Source organism: Aquipseudomonas alcaligenes NBRC 14159, assembly GCF_000467105.1.
GTDB lineage: Bacteria > Pseudomonadota > Gammaproteobacteria > Pseudomonadales > Pseudomonadaceae > Aquipseudomonas > Aquipseudomonas alcaligenes.
Window position 1 is genome coordinate 1 of the sequence record NZ_BATI01000008.1, and the last position, 15,283, is coordinate 15,283.

Annotated in this window: 18 protein-coding genes; 8 read left to right on the plus strand and 10 right to left on the minus strand. The window is 62.6% G+C overall.

Annotation, left to right across the window (positions count from 1 at the left end; genetic code table 11):
- Both PA6_RS23720 and PA6_RS23315 read left to right on the plus strand, forming a co-directional pair.
- The coding region (locus PA6_RS23720) for a hypothetical protein (protein ID WP_021699889.1) at positions 1–572 on the plus strand (572 nt) is incomplete at its 5' end.
- A complete protein-coding gene (locus tag PA6_RS23315; protein ID WP_147289517.1) occupies positions 557–2,047 on the plus strand; it encodes a hypothetical protein in 1,491 nt (496 codons plus the stop codon). The genes PA6_RS23720 and PA6_RS23315, both read left to right, overlap by 16 nt.
- Here PA6_RS23315 and PA6_RS05480 read toward each other — a convergent pair.
- The gene (locus PA6_RS05480) at positions 2,040–2,792 is read right to left on the minus strand and encodes a hypothetical protein (RefSeq protein ID WP_081693943.1); all 753 of its coding nucleotides are present in this window, start codon (positions 2,790–2,792) and stop codon (positions 2,040–2,042) included. The genes PA6_RS23315 and PA6_RS05480 overlap by 8 nt on opposite strands.
- Between PA6_RS05480 and PA6_RS22670 the strand changes: the two genes are divergently transcribed.
- Positions 2,792–3,508, plus strand: a complete 717-nt coding sequence (locus PA6_RS22670) for a dTMP kinase (protein ID WP_021699892.1) — start codon at positions 2,792–2,794, stop codon at positions 3,506–3,508. The two genes, PA6_RS05480 and PA6_RS22670, sit on opposite strands and share 1 nt — an antisense overlap.
- Before the next feature lie 50 nt (positions 3,509–3,558).
- Entirely contained in the window at positions 3,559–3,984 is a 426-nt protein-coding gene (locus tag PA6_RS23320) for a hypothetical protein (protein ID WP_021699893.1), read from the plus strand.
- A gap of 268 nt (positions 3,985–4,252) precedes the next feature.
- On the opposite strand, the gene PA6_RS05485 is transcribed toward PA6_RS23320, so the two are convergent.
- Entirely contained in the window at positions 4,253–6,040 is a 1,788-nt protein-coding gene (locus PA6_RS05485; RefSeq protein ID WP_021699894.1) for an alkyl/aryl-sulfatase, read from the minus strand.
- Positions 6,041–6,138: 98 nt separating this feature from the next.
- On the opposite strand from PA6_RS05485, the gene PA6_RS05490 reads away from it, so the two are divergent.
- Positions 6,139–7,032, plus strand: a complete 894-nt coding sequence (locus PA6_RS05490; RefSeq protein ID WP_021699895.1) for a LysR family transcriptional regulator — start codon at positions 6,139–6,141, stop codon at positions 7,030–7,032.
- Here PA6_RS05490 and speB read toward each other — a convergent pair.
- Together speB and PA6_RS05500 are read right to left on the minus strand one after the other, a co-directional pair.
- The gene (speB, locus tag PA6_RS05495) at positions 7,029–7,985 is read right to left on the minus strand and encodes an agmatinase (RefSeq protein WP_021699896.1); all 957 of its coding nucleotides are present in this window, start codon (positions 7,983–7,985) and stop codon (positions 7,029–7,031) included. The two genes, PA6_RS05490 and speB, sit on opposite strands and share 4 nt — an antisense overlap.
- Before the next feature lie 49 nt (positions 7,986–8,034).
- Positions 8,035–9,108 (minus strand): polyamine ABC transporter substrate-binding protein, encoded by a 1,074-nt coding sequence (locus tag PA6_RS05500; protein ID WP_021699897.1) that lies wholly within the window; start codon positions 9,106–9,108, stop codon positions 8,035–8,037.
- Positions 9,109–9,248: 140 nt separating this feature from the next.
- Between PA6_RS05500 and PA6_RS05505 the strand changes: the two genes are divergently transcribed.
- Positions 9,249–10,142, plus strand: a complete 894-nt coding sequence (locus tag PA6_RS05505; RefSeq protein ID WP_021699898.1) for a LysR family transcriptional regulator — start codon at positions 9,249–9,251, stop codon at positions 10,140–10,142.
- On the opposite strand, the gene PA6_RS23325 is transcribed toward PA6_RS05505, so the two are convergent.
- Positions 10,139–10,297, minus strand: coding sequence for a hypothetical protein (locus tag PA6_RS23325; protein ID WP_021699899.1), 159 nt, complete (start codon positions 10,295–10,297; stop codon positions 10,139–10,141). The two genes, PA6_RS05505 and PA6_RS23325, sit on opposite strands and share 4 nt — an antisense overlap.
- 207 nt (positions 10,298–10,504) lie before the next feature.
- Between PA6_RS23325 and PA6_RS05510 the strand changes: the two genes are divergently transcribed.
- Positions 10,505–11,065, plus strand: coding sequence for an NADPH-dependent FMN reductase (locus tag PA6_RS05510; RefSeq protein WP_021699900.1), 561 nt, complete (start codon positions 10,505–10,507; stop codon positions 11,063–11,065).
- Positions 11,066–11,178: 113 nt separating this feature from the next.
- Positions 11,179–11,796, plus strand: a complete 618-nt coding sequence (locus PA6_RS05515) for a glutathione S-transferase (protein WP_021699901.1) — start codon at positions 11,179–11,181, stop codon at positions 11,794–11,796.
- Here PA6_RS05515 and PA6_RS05520 read toward each other — a convergent pair whose 3' ends face one another.
- From PA6_RS05520 to creD, 5 genes are all read right to left on the minus strand, one after another.
- On the minus strand, positions 11,797–12,540 hold the full coding sequence (locus PA6_RS05520; protein ID WP_021699902.1) for a PA3715 family protein: 744 nt from the start codon (positions 12,538–12,540) through the stop codon (positions 11,797–11,799).
- An 81-nt stretch (positions 12,541–12,621) separates the two neighbouring features.
- Positions 12,622–13,143 (minus strand): hypothetical protein, encoded by a 522-nt coding sequence (locus PA6_RS05525; RefSeq protein WP_021699903.1) that lies wholly within the window; start codon positions 13,141–13,143, stop codon positions 12,622–12,624.
- Positions 13,140–13,418, minus strand: coding sequence for a hypothetical protein (locus PA6_RS05530; RefSeq protein WP_021699904.1), 279 nt, complete (start codon positions 13,416–13,418; stop codon positions 13,140–13,142). Before PA6_RS05530 ends, PA6_RS05525 begins: the two co-directional genes overlap by 4 nt.
- Positions 13,419–13,536: 118 nt before the next feature.
- Positions 13,537–13,839, minus strand: a complete 303-nt coding sequence (locus PA6_RS05535; RefSeq protein ID WP_043216340.1) for a hypothetical protein — start codon at positions 13,837–13,839, stop codon at positions 13,537–13,539.
- 50 nt (positions 13,840–13,889) lie between these two features.
- Positions 13,890–15,239 (minus strand): cell envelope integrity protein CreD, encoded by a 1,350-nt coding sequence (creD, locus tag PA6_RS05540; RefSeq protein WP_021699906.1) that lies wholly within the window; start codon positions 15,237–15,239, stop codon positions 13,890–13,892.
- Positions 15,240–15,283: the final 44 nt, after the last annotated feature.

Below are 15,283 nucleotides of genomic sequence, written 5' to 3' on the forward strand. Positions count from 1 at the left end.
CCCTAGGGCGGTTGATTAATGCTGAAGTGCACCTTGAGCCAGAAGAGTCAGCGTGGCCAGAGCTGGTCAGGGAAAGAGCTACTGTCGGTGCTTTTACTGCTTTGACTTGGTTCCGAACAGTGCGTGTACCTCAGTTATTCAAAGCAAACGAGACCAGGAAGAGCGGCAGGCTGTCTGTAATTGACAGCTATTACGATATTCTTATCGCCTGTTATCTTGGCGACGATTCTTTTGAGTGGCTGCTATCTAGAGACGACCCCTACTTTCCCACCGCGCACGCAATGGTTCAAGCAGACTGGAAAAATCTCCCCAAAGCGGATCTATTAATCTTTCTCCGACTAGACGAGAAAACTTGGCATGAATTCATGGATCGCCGTGACAGGGACTTTGACCGCACGGCAGAACTAACTAAGCACTTCGAGATGCAAGCCAAAATGGAGCAAGCTTGCAGGAAAGCAGCAGAAGATCACGGCACTCGCTTAATAATTATTAATCAGACATCAGCGACACCAGAGATCACTGCTCGCAAAGTAGCCGCCTCCATTGGAATAGCAATATGTCCGCATCAGTAGCTCTGACTCTTGCCCAAACCACCGCAGCAATCCGCCGAGGAGACAACTCAACAGCTTTGCTCTCCTCGCCTCTTACACCCGCGCAATCGGGCTGCGCCCTCAGACTTATCCAAGCCGGCGGGTTAACCACTGAAGCCGCTGCAACTCAAGCAGTAATTAATGCAGAAACTATAATTAAGCAGACTTTCAGCAAAGGTAGTGAAGCAGCAACAATGCTCGGCCAAGCAACTTCTTTGCAAACTCTCGAAAGAGTTGCTGGGCGCTGGTTTTCCCCAGAACTAAAGGATGTTTGCAGTGAGACAGCTGCCGGCTACTGGCTTGCAGATGCATTCATACGCGGGGTTACTCTATCAGAGGCAACGAACCTTACACGCTTCTTAGCAGGACCTCCCGCAGTCCGCTATCAGAACAGAACAATCTCAGCCAGACGATATCCAACTGGTGGAATATCAGAAAAACAAGCATTGCTACTTCCCCCACTTATGCGCGCTCTTGCGCATGAGTTCCGCTGGTGCTCTCCCTTTCTAGTCGCAGCTAAACTAGCCCATACCGGAGGTACTCGTGACAAGCTTGCGGTAATCCCTGGATTCAAGATTGCTAGTGCGGCCGAACTTCCGATATGGGATGGAGTAGATCGCCCAGTTCGCTATTTCTCAGCAGGTACAGAATTATGCCCTCGTGATGCAATGATGTACCGCATTCGCGGTGAAACCGGAACCGTAGCAGACACTGGCTTGATGTCATCTAGCATAATGTCTAAGCAAATCGCATTACCCGCTGACGTCATTATTTTAGACATACTGCACGGCCCTACAGCTTTTTTGCAAACCCGCTTAGAGGCTGAGAAGTTCGGAATTATGTGTGAGATGATCGGAAAATCAAACGATGTCAAAATCGTCACAAAACTCAGAAAATCCGCAAACATCCTTGGCCGATCAATAGGCTCAAGCACAGAACTAGTTGAAGCGTCCGAATTACTACGAGGAGACATCCGCGATAAATCAGGCCAAAGAGAGATTACAACCTCGTTAGGATTTATTAAGACCTTTGCGAAGGAGCTTGACTTAGATCCAGAGAAAGTATGTAAGAGAGCCGAAATAGCCCTCAATAATGGAGAGGCATTCGATGCAATGCTCGCCCTATTTGCAGACCATGGCGCAGACCACAATTACATACGCTCTTTCGCTAACAATCCACGAAATACAGTTCTCGGCAACCTTAAGAAAACGACAGTACTGGCCTCACGCCCAGGCACACTAATGTGGAATGCAGTATCAATAGCAGACATAGCAAACAATATAATAAATTCATATGTACAGAATAGCCAACTCAGCGACACGATAAACCAAGGAGGAATCGAACTTATTGCACAGGACGGCACACAAATACAAGAAGGGGACCCGCTGGCTATAGTCTACGGAGAAAGCTCAGAAACAGCAGCAAGAATACTATCAAGCGCGATGACGATTACTTAGCGTCCACGGATGGCATAGCTACACTTGCCGTCTGCCAAAGCGCATCAAAATCCTCCATCTGCTTTTCAAACAGCCAGCCCTTACCAAGCTTCAGAGTAAATGCTGTGGCACTTTTAGCAGATGCGGGATATGGGCCAGTAAAAAGCGTATCGTCAATTCTATAAACCATCATGGAGAGATGGCGCTTTGATAGCCTTACCTCTACACCCTCAATGTTACCAAGCGCCTTGAGCAAAGCATTCCGAGAGCCCAAATACTGTCCAGCTGATTGATTCTCAGCTGCCTCCATGATCTGAGAAGCCTCCGAATCGGGGTCAACCAAAAGGATACGAACCCTGATTGGTTTTCCTTTCGCGGCCCTTGCCCTAAGCACCGCTTCATTCTGCTCGCTAAACGACTTAAGCGTGTAGCCAGTGACGTCAATAACCTTGGCATCAGCAACAAGCGCATCGTATTCTTCTGTCAGGTTCCTTCGGGGATAGGCGGCAACCAGCCCCGTCTGGATGAGATCCTTTATCCTGATCTCTTCGCCATTTCTTATCTGCTCTATCCATAGCGTGGCGAGAGACATCAGGCCCCCTGCAATCAACGACGTTCCGATAGACAGTGCGAATGCGTTGTCGAGCGTAGCTAGATAAATCCCTAGCACCAGGAAAAAGGCAAAAACAAGTGCAACCGTGGTGCGCGACCTGAAGAACAAGTGACGCGCATCGGCGAGCGCAAATTTATCCGGAGTAATTTTCAATGCCATCCCTTTCAGAAATTCAGCCAGGCTACTTGGTAATCATCGAGGGCGGTGACGGGCTTGGCAAGTCCACGCAGCTGAACATGCTGAAAAACCAGCTCGAATCACAAGGTCGACGTACAGTGACTTACGACTTCCCCAACAAATCAGGTACACCTATCGGCCAACTGATTGGTGATTTTCTGCGAGGCCGTTTTGGGCAAGTCACACCAGAATTCCTGGGGCTCGCATTCGCTGCTGATCGTCTTGTCGCGCGTAAAAGCATCATAGAAGCATTAAGCGCCGGTACTGTCGTGCTATGTGACCGATACGTTGCATCTAACATTGCATTCCAAGGAGCCAAAATTCCCGACGACCAGCGCCGAGCGCAGCTGGACGACCTACTGCGCTGGCTTGAGTATGACGTTTATGAGCTACCACGCCCCGACCTTGAAATTGTTCTGACAGCCTCTGATCGACACTACCTGGAAGGGGCTCATCTTGTGAGAGCAAATGACCCCACACGGGCCTACGCAGAAGGCCAAGCGGACATTCACGAGGCGTCATCAGATCTTCAGCGAGCGGTTAATCTCTACTTTCGGAGCCTGCACGAGACCCCAGCTCTAAGAAAAGTAGACATTGAAGACACCGAAGGAAACAGGCGCAGCGTTGAGGAAATGGCAGCAATCATTTGGGGGGCAGTAAAGGCCGCAATACAGCCTAGCCAGCGGGGCTGATCCTCCGCACAATAGAGCTTTGAAAAACTCACGGCCACCTGGAAAAAGCAATGAATCAGAACATCGAGGATCTCATCCGCGACATCTGGCAGTCGGAAAATCCGATACGTCGGACAGAAGAGCTTAGCCAGGCACTACAAGATGACACCAAGGCCGTAATACGAGAGGTTCTCAAAAACATTCAAGCCCGTGCGACCGCACGCTCGAACCTTACGTCAGGCAGCGTATCCAACATCGCCGACGATGCTTCTGCCTCGGTCGAACCCCGCTCAAATCAAAACTCTCTTCTTTTGCTGTACTTTGCGATGTACGACGCGGATAGCCTCTCGGATGTATCACGAGACTCACGAGAGCGCTGTTTGAAGAGCTGGTCAGAACAGACTGGCTTTTCCATTGACGTCGTCCGAGAAGCCGTAATTCTCGGCCAAAATGGCCTCAGACCATTGATATCAGCGTCCTCGTCCAATCTTGAATGAGGTACACCAGCGGTACAGTGACCAGCTTCTACCCATTTCGCCAAATTACGCTCAACATCAAGAAACACGCTACTTTCAGCTCACTGTACCTGCACCAAGCTACGCCCGATTTCACTGGGCTTGCAGCGTTTCTAGGCAACTCATAATCCTTTGGTCCACGGTTCGAGTCCGTGTGGGCCCACCATCTTCAAAGCCGCGCACTGCGCGGCTTTCGTCTTTGTAGTGCCGGCGCCTGCTACACCGGCGGCAAGAGCTTGATGACTAGCAATCAGCGCACGGTCAGGCCAAAGGGTTCCTCGGCGAAGTCAAAGCACCCCAGAAAGGTCTTGATATCGAGCAGGCTGCCGTCGACCTTGACGTCGCCCAGCAGTGCGCCTTTGACCAGCCCGCCTTCCCCCGTCAGCAGGGTGTCCATGAAGCTCTTGTTCATGGTCAGCCTGAGCGACGTGCCCTCCGGGATGCCGCGATGCAACTGGGCGACGCCGCGGCGTACCTCCAGCGCCCACTGCTCGCCCACGTCGGGGAACTCGAAGCCCAGTGTCATCTGCACATCGCCGGCCTTCTCCGGGTCGATGCGGGTGACCCAGTTGCCGAGGAAGGCCTGCGGCGTGAAGTTCTTCACCATCTGCGGTGAGAGGAATACGCCGCGCAGCACCTGGGACTGCTCGCGCACGTCGTCGCCGTCGAACTTGCCTTCCAGCTCCATGGCGCTGCTCAGGTACCAGTTGCGCCAATTGATGTTCATGCTGGCGTAGCCCAGCTTGCGCAGGCTGCGGGCCTTGATGTCGCGGGCCAGCGCGTCTTCGTTGTCCACTCGGATGGCATATCCGGACAGCTCCGCGGCCCACTGGTAATCGCCCTTGAGGTAGGCCTCGCCGGCGGCCAGCAGGACCTTCTCGCGGCCGCCCATCAGCGCGATCAGGCGCTGTGCCTTGTCCTTCGGCGGGATCGGGTCGAGGTCCACCGGGTCGCCCTGGAACCAGCCCAGGTAGCCGTTGTAGATCTGCCGCACGCTGTGCTTGACCGTGCCGTAGTACTCGCGCAGGTAGGGGGTGTAGCCGGCCAGGTGCGGCGGCAGCTTGACCTTCTCGACCAGCTCGTCGGGGGTCAGCCCCTTGTTCATCCAGCGCACAGTCTGGTCGTGGATATAGGCGATGCCGTCACGGGTCATGCGCAGCACTTCCTCGACCTGCTCGGCGCCGCTGACCGGCCGCCCGTGCAGCGGCACCATGTGCTCGGCCTTGAGCGAGCGCAGCAGGTCGAGGCTGGCCACCCATTGCACCGGATCACGGAACTTGGTGCCGCGCAGGGTGTGGATGTTCGGCAGGGTCGGTCCCTGATCGACCTCGGCGCTGATCAGCACCTGGTTGTCGGGCAGGTACAGCACGATTTCGTCCGGCGCCTCGCTGGGTGCATGCAGGAATTGCACCGGCAGGCCCGCCACCCGGGTGTCCAGGCGCTCCTTGAAGGTGATGGTAGGCGCGATGAAGGTTGACGGCTCGGCCTTGGCCAGCGGGCCGATGCCAGCGTTCATGTCCTGGTTGTCGGCGGCCGGCAGGAAGCTGCCGAAGCTGTAGGCCGAGCGCACACCGAGGATGGGACCGACCTGCGCGCCCTGGGCTACCACGTTGGCCAGCAGGGTTTCATGGGCGTAGATCTGCACCTCGCCGCTGGCCACCTGCTCGGGACTGACGAACGCCTGCACGCCGTTGATGTGGTCCGGGTGGAAGTGGGTGTAGACCACCGCCTTGACCGGCTTGTCGCTGACCTTGCGCAGCTCGGCCATGATCTTGCGCGACTCGCTCACCGACTCGCCGGTGTCGACGATGATCAGGCCCTCGGGCGCCTCGATGGCCACCACGTTGCCGAGCTGCCAGCCCACCGCCGACCAGACGTTGTCGGCCACCCGATACAGCTTCTGGTTGAAATGCGCGGTGTGCGCCTTGAGCTCGGGGTGGATGCTCGGCGTGATCTGTTCCTCGGGCAGCGCGGCCAGGGCACCGAGAGACAGGGTGGCGGCCAGGAGCAGGCCGCTGAAACGACGGAGTGCAGACATGGGAGGCGAACTCGTTGTTGTTATCTCGCCTGGCAGACTGGCAAAGGCCTTGTGATAATTCCAATGCATTCCATTCGAAATACCGATGCGAGATACGCATGAACGATCTACGCCAGCTTCGCCACTTCGTCGCCCTCGCCGAGCACGGCCACTTCGCCCGCGCCGCCGAAGCCGTGCACCTCAGCCAGCCGGCGTTGAGCCGCAGCATTCAGGCCCTGGAAAGCAGCCTGGGCTGCGCGCTGGTCAACCGCCACAGTCGCGGTATCAGCCTCACCGCCCATGGCCAGCTGGTGCTGGAACATGCACGACGCCTGCTGGCCGGCAGCCAGGCGCTGAGCAATGCGGTGAGCCAGCTGGGCAACCTGGCCAGCGGTGAGGTGCGCCTGGGCGCCGGCCCCTACCCTGCCGCGCGGCGGGTACCGCAGGCCATGGGCAGTTTCGCCGAGCGCTTCCCCCGGGTGCGCCTGCACCTGCTGATCGACAACTGGCAGCAGCTGCGCCGGCGCCTGCTGGATGACGAGATCGAACTGTTCGTCGCCGATATCCGCGAGTTCGAGGGCGACCCGCAGCTGCACATCGAGCCGCTGCGGGTGCACCCCGGCGTGCTGTTCTGCCACCCGCAGCACCCGCTGCTGCAGCGCCAGCCGGTGGGGCTGCAGGACCTGCTGGACTACCCGCTGGCCGGCACCCAGCTGCCCGAGGAGGTCAGCGCCGCCCTGCGCAACCTGGGCGCCGGCGCCAGCCCGCTGACCATCCAGTGCGACAACTTCATGGTGCTCAAGGAACTGGTTTCCAGCAGCCACGTGGTCAGCCTGGCGCCCTGGGACGTGATCGCCCAGGACGTGGCCAACGGGCGCCTGGCGCCGCTGCAGATCAGCGTGGCGCTGAGCCAGCACTCGGCCTACGGCATCGTCAGCCGCGCCGGCCACAGCCTGTCGCCGGGGGCCGCGCAGCTGCGGCTGATCCTGCTGGCGCAGGATGCCGCCGACTAGCCGCGCTTGTGGCGGTAGGCGTAGAGGCAGACCATCTCCATCGCCAGGGTGGCGCCGGCCAGTGCGGTGACCTCGGCGTGGTCATAGGGCGGCGCCACCTCGACCACGTCCATGCCGACCAGGTTGATGCCACGCAGGCCGCGCAGGATTTCCAGCGCCTGGTGGCTGGACAGCCCACCGCACACTGGCGTGCCGGTGCCGGGAGCGAAGGCCGGGTCGAGGCAGTCGATGTCGAAGGTCAGGTACACCGGCTGATCGCCGACGCGAGCGCGGATCAGCTCGGCGATCTGCTCCGGAGTGCTGCGGTTGACCTGGCGCGCATCCAGCACCTGGAAGCCCATCACGTCGTCGTTGGTGGTGCGCAGGCCGACCTGCACCGAGCGCGCCGGATCGACCAGGCCCTCGCGGGCGGCGTGGTAGAACATGGTGCCGTGGTCGATGCGCTGGACTTCCTCGTCCGGCCAGGTGTCGCTGTGCGCATCGAAATGGATCAGCGCCAGCGGGCCGTGCTTCTTCGCATGGGCCTTGAGCAGCGGGTAGCTGATGAAGTGGTCGCCGCCCAGGGTGAGCATGGCGCAGCCGGCGTCGATAATCCTTTCGGCGTGGGCCTCGATGGCCGCCGGGGTGTCCTGCGGCGTGCCGTGGTCGAAGTGGCAGTCGCCGTAGTCAACGCAGGCCAGCAGATCGAAGGGGTCGAACTCCCAGGGATAGTGGCGGGCCCAGGCCGACTGGATCGAGGCCGCGCGAATCGCCCGCGGCCCGAAGCGGCTGCCCGGACGGTTGGTGGTGGCGGTGTCGAAGGGCACACCGCTGACTACCAGGTCCAAGCCGCGCAGGTCGCGCGTGTAGCGGCGGCGCATGAAGCTGGTGATACCGGCGTAGGTCGGCTCGGCTGCGGTGCCATAGAGGCTGTCGCGGGTGATCGCCTGGTCGTTGTCGAATGCATGGTCCATGGTCGTAGTCTCGAACGGGCCGCTCGGTGCCGGAGCAGCCAAACGGTTGTCAGTACTGGGTGCGGAACGCCGTCCACAGGCGGGTGCGCTGGCGCATCTCGCGCAGCGGCAGCGCCTGCTCGGCGAACAGCCGGGCACGCAACTCGGGGCCGGGGTAGATGTCCGGGTCGCCACTCACCGCCGCGTCCAACAGCGGCGTGGCCGCACGGTTGGCGTTGGCGAAGTACAGCGAGTTGGTCAGCTCGGCGATCGACTCGGGCTTGAGCAGGTAGTCGATGAAGGCCCGCGCGGCTTCGGGATGCGGCGCATCCACGGGGATGGCCAGGGTGTCGAACCAGATCAGCGTGCCCTCGCGCGGAATGCGGTAGACCACCGAGAACGGCTGCTGCGCCTCGCTGGCACGCGCGGCCGCCATGCCGGCATCGCCGGTGTAGGTCAGCGCCAGGCAGATTTCGCCCTTGGCCAGGTCATCGATCTGCCGGCTCTGGCCAACGTAACGCAGGTTCGGCTGCAGCTGCGCCAGCAGGGCCTTGGCGGCCTCTCGGTCGGCCTCGGCGGTGCTGTACGGGTCCTTGCCCATGTAGTTGAGCACGACCGCGATCACCTCCTGCGGCGAGTCGAGCACGCTGATGCCGCAATCCTTGAGCTTGCTGGCGTACTCGGGCTTGAACAGCAGGTCGAGGCTGTCCAGGGCGACGCCCGGCAGGCGCTGCTCGACAGCCTCGCGGTTGATCCCCAGGCCCACCGTGCCCCAGGTGTAGGGCACGCCATAGGCATTGCCGGGGTCTATGCCCGCCAGTTTAGCCAGCAACTCAGGATCGAGATTGCCGCGGTTGGCCAGCTCGCCGACGGGCTGCAGGGCCTTGGCCGAGATGGCCCGGCCCAGCACGCTGGAGGAAGGGAACACCAGGTCGTAGCCGCTGCCCCCGGTGAGCAGCTTGCTCTCCAGCACCTCGGTACTGTCGAAGCTGTCGTATTTGACCCGGATGCCGGTCTCGGCCTGGAAGCGCTGCAGCGCCTGCTGCGGCACGTAGTCGGCCCAGTTGTAGAGGTTGAGCACTTTTTCCTCGGCCTGCAGCGGCAGGGCGAAGGCACACACAAGCAAGCTGGCGACCAAGCGCATGATCAATTCCTCAGCAGGATCGGTTGGCCGCGCCCCTCTGTCGGGGGCTGCGGATAGCGGCATCCTGCGCCGGCCATTGCTTCGGATAAATACGAAGTGATCTACTCTGACATCAACAAAAATCAATGTATGGAGCCGGCATGCTCAGCCAGCTGCGCGACCTCGATCTGCAACTGCTGCGTCTGTTCGTCACCGTGGTGGAGAGCGGCGGCTTCAGTGCCGCTCAGGGCGAGCTGGGCATCGGCCAGTCGACCATCAGCACGCAGATGGCCAAGCTGGAGACGCGCCTGGGCTTTCGCCTGTGCGAGCGCGGCAAGTCGGGTTTTCGCCTGACGCCCAAGGGCGAGCAGGTGCTGGTCGCCACGCGCAAGCTGTTCGCCGCCATCGAAACCTTCAAGGGCGAAGCCCAAGGCATGGCCGACAAGCTGCTCGGCGAGTTGCATATCGGCCTGTCCGAGGCCCTGGCCGACCAGGTGCTGGAAAAGCTCGGCGCGGCCATCGGCGCCTTTCGCCAGCGCAACCAGGCGGTGCAGATCGAACTGCTCAGCGCCATGCCCGCCGAGCTGGAGCGCCGCCTGCTGCAGGGCCAGCTGCAGCTGGCCATCGGCTACTTCTCCGGCAGACAGACGGCGCTGGACTACCGGCCGCTGTTCAGCGAACCGCAGCACCTGTACTGCGGCCGTGGCCATGCCCTGTTCACCAGGACGCGGATCGACCCGGCCGAGTTGCAAGGGTGCGATGGCGTGCTGCACCCCTACCGTTTCATCGCCGCCGACGAACCCTGGCAGGCCGGCGCCAGCAGCGCCCGCAGCGAGCAGGTCGAAGGCAGCCTGGCGTTCATCCTCAGCGGCGCCCACATCGGCTACCTGCCTGAGCACATCGCCGCGCCCTGGGAGGCACGCGGCCAGCTGCGGGCCCTGCTGCCCGAGGAGCTGGGCTTCGCGGTGGAATTTCGCCTGGCACGCCATCGCGCGCGGCAGCCCAGCGAAGCACAGCGCGCGCTGGAGGAGGACCTGCTGGCGGCTTTCGCCTAGCGCCTGTGCGCGCGCAAGCGCCCGCGCAGGCGCCAGGCCAGGCGATCGAGGGCGTGCAGGGTGCGCTGGATTTCCTGATGGCTCAGCGCTGCACGGCGGCACTGAGCGAGAGGGTCTTCGGCTTCGAGCTGATAACGCGGGTCGAACAGGGCCATGGCGATTTCCTCAACAGGGTGGCTGTCGGCAGTCGGGGAATCTTCGGACTTGTTCTTGTGAGGCCAGCCTGCCGGAGGCGGATGACCGTTGTGCGGACGCCGGCCTTGCGTCGACGTCTGGTCAATTTCTGCGCAACGGGCCGATTCGTCAACCGCGCCCTATAGTTTCAGCTCCACTTTCCGTCCGCTGTGGCAAAGGAGCCTCCCATGAGCAAGATCCACAAGGTCGCCGTCCTGGTCGGCAGCCTGCGCAAGGCCTCGATCAATCGCAAGCTGGCCCTGGCGCTGGCCGAACTGGCACCGCCCTCGCTGCAGTTGCAGCTGGTCGAGATCGGTGACCTGCCCCTGTACGACGAGGACATCGACGTCAGCCCGGCGCCCGAGGCCTATAGCCGTTTCCGTGAGCAGGTCAGGGGCGCCGACGCCCTGCTGTTCGTCACTCCCGAATACAACCGCTCGATTCCCGCGCCGATGAAGAACGCCATCGATGTCGGTTCGCGCCCCTACGGGCAGAGCGTGTTCAGCGGCAAGCCGGGCGCCGTGCTGAGCGCCTCGCCGGGCGCCATCGGCGGCTTCGGCGCCAATCACCATCTGCGCCAGTGCCTGGTGTTCCTCGACGTCTACGTGCTGCAGCAGCCGGAGGCCTACCTGGGTGGCGCCGGCAAGTTCTTCGACGACAGCGGTAAACTGGACGCCGGCATCGAGGGTTTCCTGCAGAAGTTCATCGATGCCTATGCCGCCTGGGTCGAGCGTCACCTCGGCCGCTGAGCGGCGTCAGCGTACCGGCACGGGGCGCGACTGCACGCTCTGCGCCGGACGCTGGAAGCACCAGGCCTTGTTCGGGGCGCCCGACGCGCCGCAGCCCCTCACGGAGAACCACCATGAGCACCATGACCCTGTTCCACTCCCCCGCCTCGCCGTTCGTGCGCAAGGTGATGGTGCTGCTGCATGAGACCGGACAGACCGAGCGGGTGGCCCTGCATGAGGTGCAGCTCAGCCCGGTGGCGCCCAGCGCGGCGGTACTGGAGGGCAACCCGGCCGGCAAGATCCCGGCCCTGCGCCTGGCCGACGGCAACGTGCTGCACGACAGCCGGGTGATCCTCGACTACCTCGACAGCCAGCATGTCGGCGAGCCGCTGATCCCCACCGGTAGCGCGCGCTGGCGGCGCCTGACCCTGGCCTCGCTGGCCGATGCCATCCTCGATGCCGCCGTGTTGCTGCGCTACGAGACCTTTTTGCGCCCCGAGGACAAGCGCTGGGAGCAGTGGCAGGCCGCCCAGCAGGACAAGATCGAGCGCGCCCTGGCCTACTTCGAGCAGGACTGCCTGGCCGAACTCGCCAGCCGCTTCGATATCGCCGCCATCGGCCTGGCCTGCGCCCTCGGCTACCTCGACCTGCGCCAGCCGCAGCTGGGCTGGCGCGGGCGCTTCCCGGGCCTGGCCGGCTGGTTTGCCGATGTCAGCCAGCGGCCGTCGATGCAGGCCACGCTACCGCGCTGATCAGCGCAGGCGCTGCAGCTCCTTCGGCACCCCGTAGCGCTCGCCGTCGTAGGTCAGGCGGTAGCGCTGCTGCCCTCTGTTTTCATCAACCGACACACACTCATCACCGCGGACCTCAGCGCTGCTGAAGGTGCGTTTCTCACGCAGGATGATGTCGTTATAGCCATTGGGCCCGGCCTGCTCGGCCAGCGCCAGGGTCCGCTTCATATCGTTCCACTCGCCCGCGCAGTTGGTGTCCCACTCACCGGAGCCCTCCGCCATCACGAGATCGCTGAGCACCGGGCGAATAGCGTCGCCATCCAGGACATAGAGGTTCAAGGACTGCTCGAAGAATGGATTGGCCCGCGAACTACCATTTCGTGAAACCCGCACGCCGAAGGCCAGCCGCCTCTCGCTTACCCAGTAGGGCGCGGTATCGAACGAGATGCCAGACACATAGACCGCATCCCAGTCCAGCTCACCCGGCAGCAACTTCCTCACACTCACCTGGCCGCTGGCGCTGCCGGCCACCAGCAGCTCCAGATCGGTTTCGCCATAGCCGTCATGCTCGGCCCGCGGCAGCGGCACCGCCACCAGCGTCAGCTCGGAGCGCGCCGGCCAGACCTTGCAGATCACCTGCTCCAGCGCCACGGGCGGTGCCGCTCCGTAAGCACTGGCCAGGATCTGCGGCAACTGCTCGCGACAATCCTGCGCCTGTGCCATACCGGCCAGCAGAGCGGCCACCGTGACCAGTCCTCTTCCCATCGACTTCATCCCTGAACACCCTCGCCTGTATTGAGCGGAGGATTCTAAGGTGTCGGCGTCCCCCTTGCGCAGACCCAGAGCTCACCCGAAGTAACCGAACACGATCAGCCCCTCGCGCGGCAGGACCAGCAGGGCACCTTCGTGCTTGGTGGTGTAATAGCCCTGGCTGGCCCGGCCGATCCGTGCGCTCAGCTCGTCATCGGCGTCGGCGCACTGCAGCCCGAGGAAAATCGGCGCCAGCCCGTCGCCATCGCCCTGCGCCGGCAGCGCCTGCCAGGGCTCGTAGCGGTAGTAGTCATCGTCCGCATAGCCGCGTGCCTGCCGCGCCTGCTGCAACGCCGCCAGGCCCTCGCGTTGCAGGCGCGCGCGCAGGGCGGGCGACATGCGCAGCACGGCGACACCACAGCCTTCGCGAAAGCCGCTCTCACCGCCGACCAGCACCAGGCCATCCACTTCGAGCGGAGCCGGCAGCGCATCGATCGCATAACTGCGCTCGGCCAGCTTGTAGCACAGGTAGAGCAGCAGGAGCAGGCAGAACCACAGCAGCACGGCGCGATAGAGCAGCTGTGCGACGACATACAGAGCACTCGTCAACGGGTTCATAGTGCCCCTCCGTAGCCATACAACAGCCAGGCCAGCGCCAGCACGGCGGCCCCCAGGAGTGCTCCCAGACGCCAGCTCGCCAGGTTGGCGGCCTGCGGGCGCCACAGGTACGGCGTCTGCAGCGCCAGGCTGAGCACGGCCAGCGGGGTGAACAGGGCGTTGAACGGCCAGGACGGCAGCCAAAGCCCCAGCAGCACGCTCAGCAGGTAGGCCAGGGTGATACCGCCGCTCAGGCCCACCGTGAAATACCAGGGAGTGCCTGCCTTCAGCGCCATGGTGCAGGCTCCCGGCGCAGCTCCGTCAAGGGCTGCAAGGGCCGTGGAAACAGGCGGGCGATACGCCACGCCAGCAGGTGCCCCAGGCGCGACTCCTCGCGCAGTCCGACGCGGCCGCTCATGTGCGGTACCACAGGCGGAAAAAGCCGGCGCCCAGCAGCAGGGCGACCTGCGCCAGGGCCACGCACAGCTGCAGGAACGACTGGATATGGGCATTGCCGGCGGCATCCGGCACGCCGGTCAGGCCGTCCCAGAAACCGCCCGGCAGCAGCGTCAGAGCGACGCTGGCCAGCGGCCGGCCGCTGAGGTTGAGGCCGTGGATCAGGTCGAACTGGCCGAAGAACATCAGGCCGATCAGAAGCATCCCGGCCACCACCAGGCCGAGGGCGAAGCAGGCGGAAAACTGCATCAGCAAACGCAACATGGCGATCTCCTCGCAGGGGGCGCGGCCGACGCCGCGCCCGGTCGATATCAGGCGGCGACGGCCGGTTTGCCCAGGCCATACCAGTCGAGACGGCGGGTCAGCACCATCACCGCGGCAAGCAGGCCGAACACCAGCAGCGAGCCCATCAGCAGGGCGTAGTCCTCGGCGGACAGCAGGGCATAGAGCATGGCGTAGAGCCCGGCCAGGGCCGCGGTGAAGCCGCCGCCGCGCAGCCAGCTGTGCAGCACATGGCTGACGTAGAAGCCGATCAGCAGCACGCAGGCCGAGGCCGCCAGGGCATAGGCGCGGGCGAAGGCCATGTGCTCGGCCAGCGACAGCAGCAGCAGGTAAAACATCGCCAGCGACAGGCCGACCAGGCCGTACTGCACCGGGTGCACGGCCAGGCGCTTGAGCACCTCGAAGAGGAAGAAGCCGGCAAAGGTCAGGGTGATGAACAGCAGTGCGTACTTCAGCGCGCGGTCGCTCTTCAGGTACTGGTCCACCGGGTCGACGAAGCTGACGCCGAACTGGCGCCCCAGGAAGGCGTTGCACTCACCGCCGTAGGCGCACTCGCTCAGGGCCTCCTCCATGTTGGTGGCGAAGAAGCTGGTCTGCCAGCGCGCGGTAAAGCCGTCACCACTGATCTCGCGTTCACTCGGCAGGTACTCGCCGATGAACTTGGGATGTGGCCAGTCGGCACCGAGATCGACCTGGGTCTCGCGGCCGACCGGGGCGATGCTCAGCTCGCCCGTGCCCTGCAGCAGCAGGTCGAAGGCGAACTCCAGGCGCTGCCCCTGATGCACGTCGGCCACCGCCATCGGCAACGGCGCATGCACGCCGGCACCGAGCAGCGGGTCGGCGCTGCCGGGCTGGAACGGCAGCTTGCGCTCGCCCTGCTGCAGCACCAGGTTGTTCTTGATGCCGCGGATATCGCTGATGCCGACGCTGACGAAAGGCTCGCCGAAGCGATAGTCGCCCAGGTCCTCGGTCACGCCGAAGTTGGCGGGCAGCTCGAAGTGGCCGGCGAGGTGGCTGTCGCTGTGGAACAGGCGGGCCTGGTAGATGCCGCGCGCACGCAGCTCGGTACGGATGTCGCCGCCGACGCTGAGGCGCTCCGGCAGGAAGTACAGGCGCCCGCCAACCTCGCTTTCCTCGAGATAGCGCTCGCCGGTCTTGTCGTGGGTTTTCCACTCGCGCACGGTCTTGCGGTAGGGCACCACCAGCAGCGGGCCGACGATCTTCTGGCTGTAACTGGAACTGCGCGCGATGTCTTCCAGCACGCCGTCGCGCAGGCTCTGGCGCTCCTCGATCATGCCGTCGATCATCAGGATCGGGACCATCAGCAGCAATATCAGCGCAGCAATGGCGCCGAGCTTGATCAACAGGTTGCGATTCATTGGGACTCTCCTTGGGTTGGACCGTGGGGAGAGTCTCGACGGCG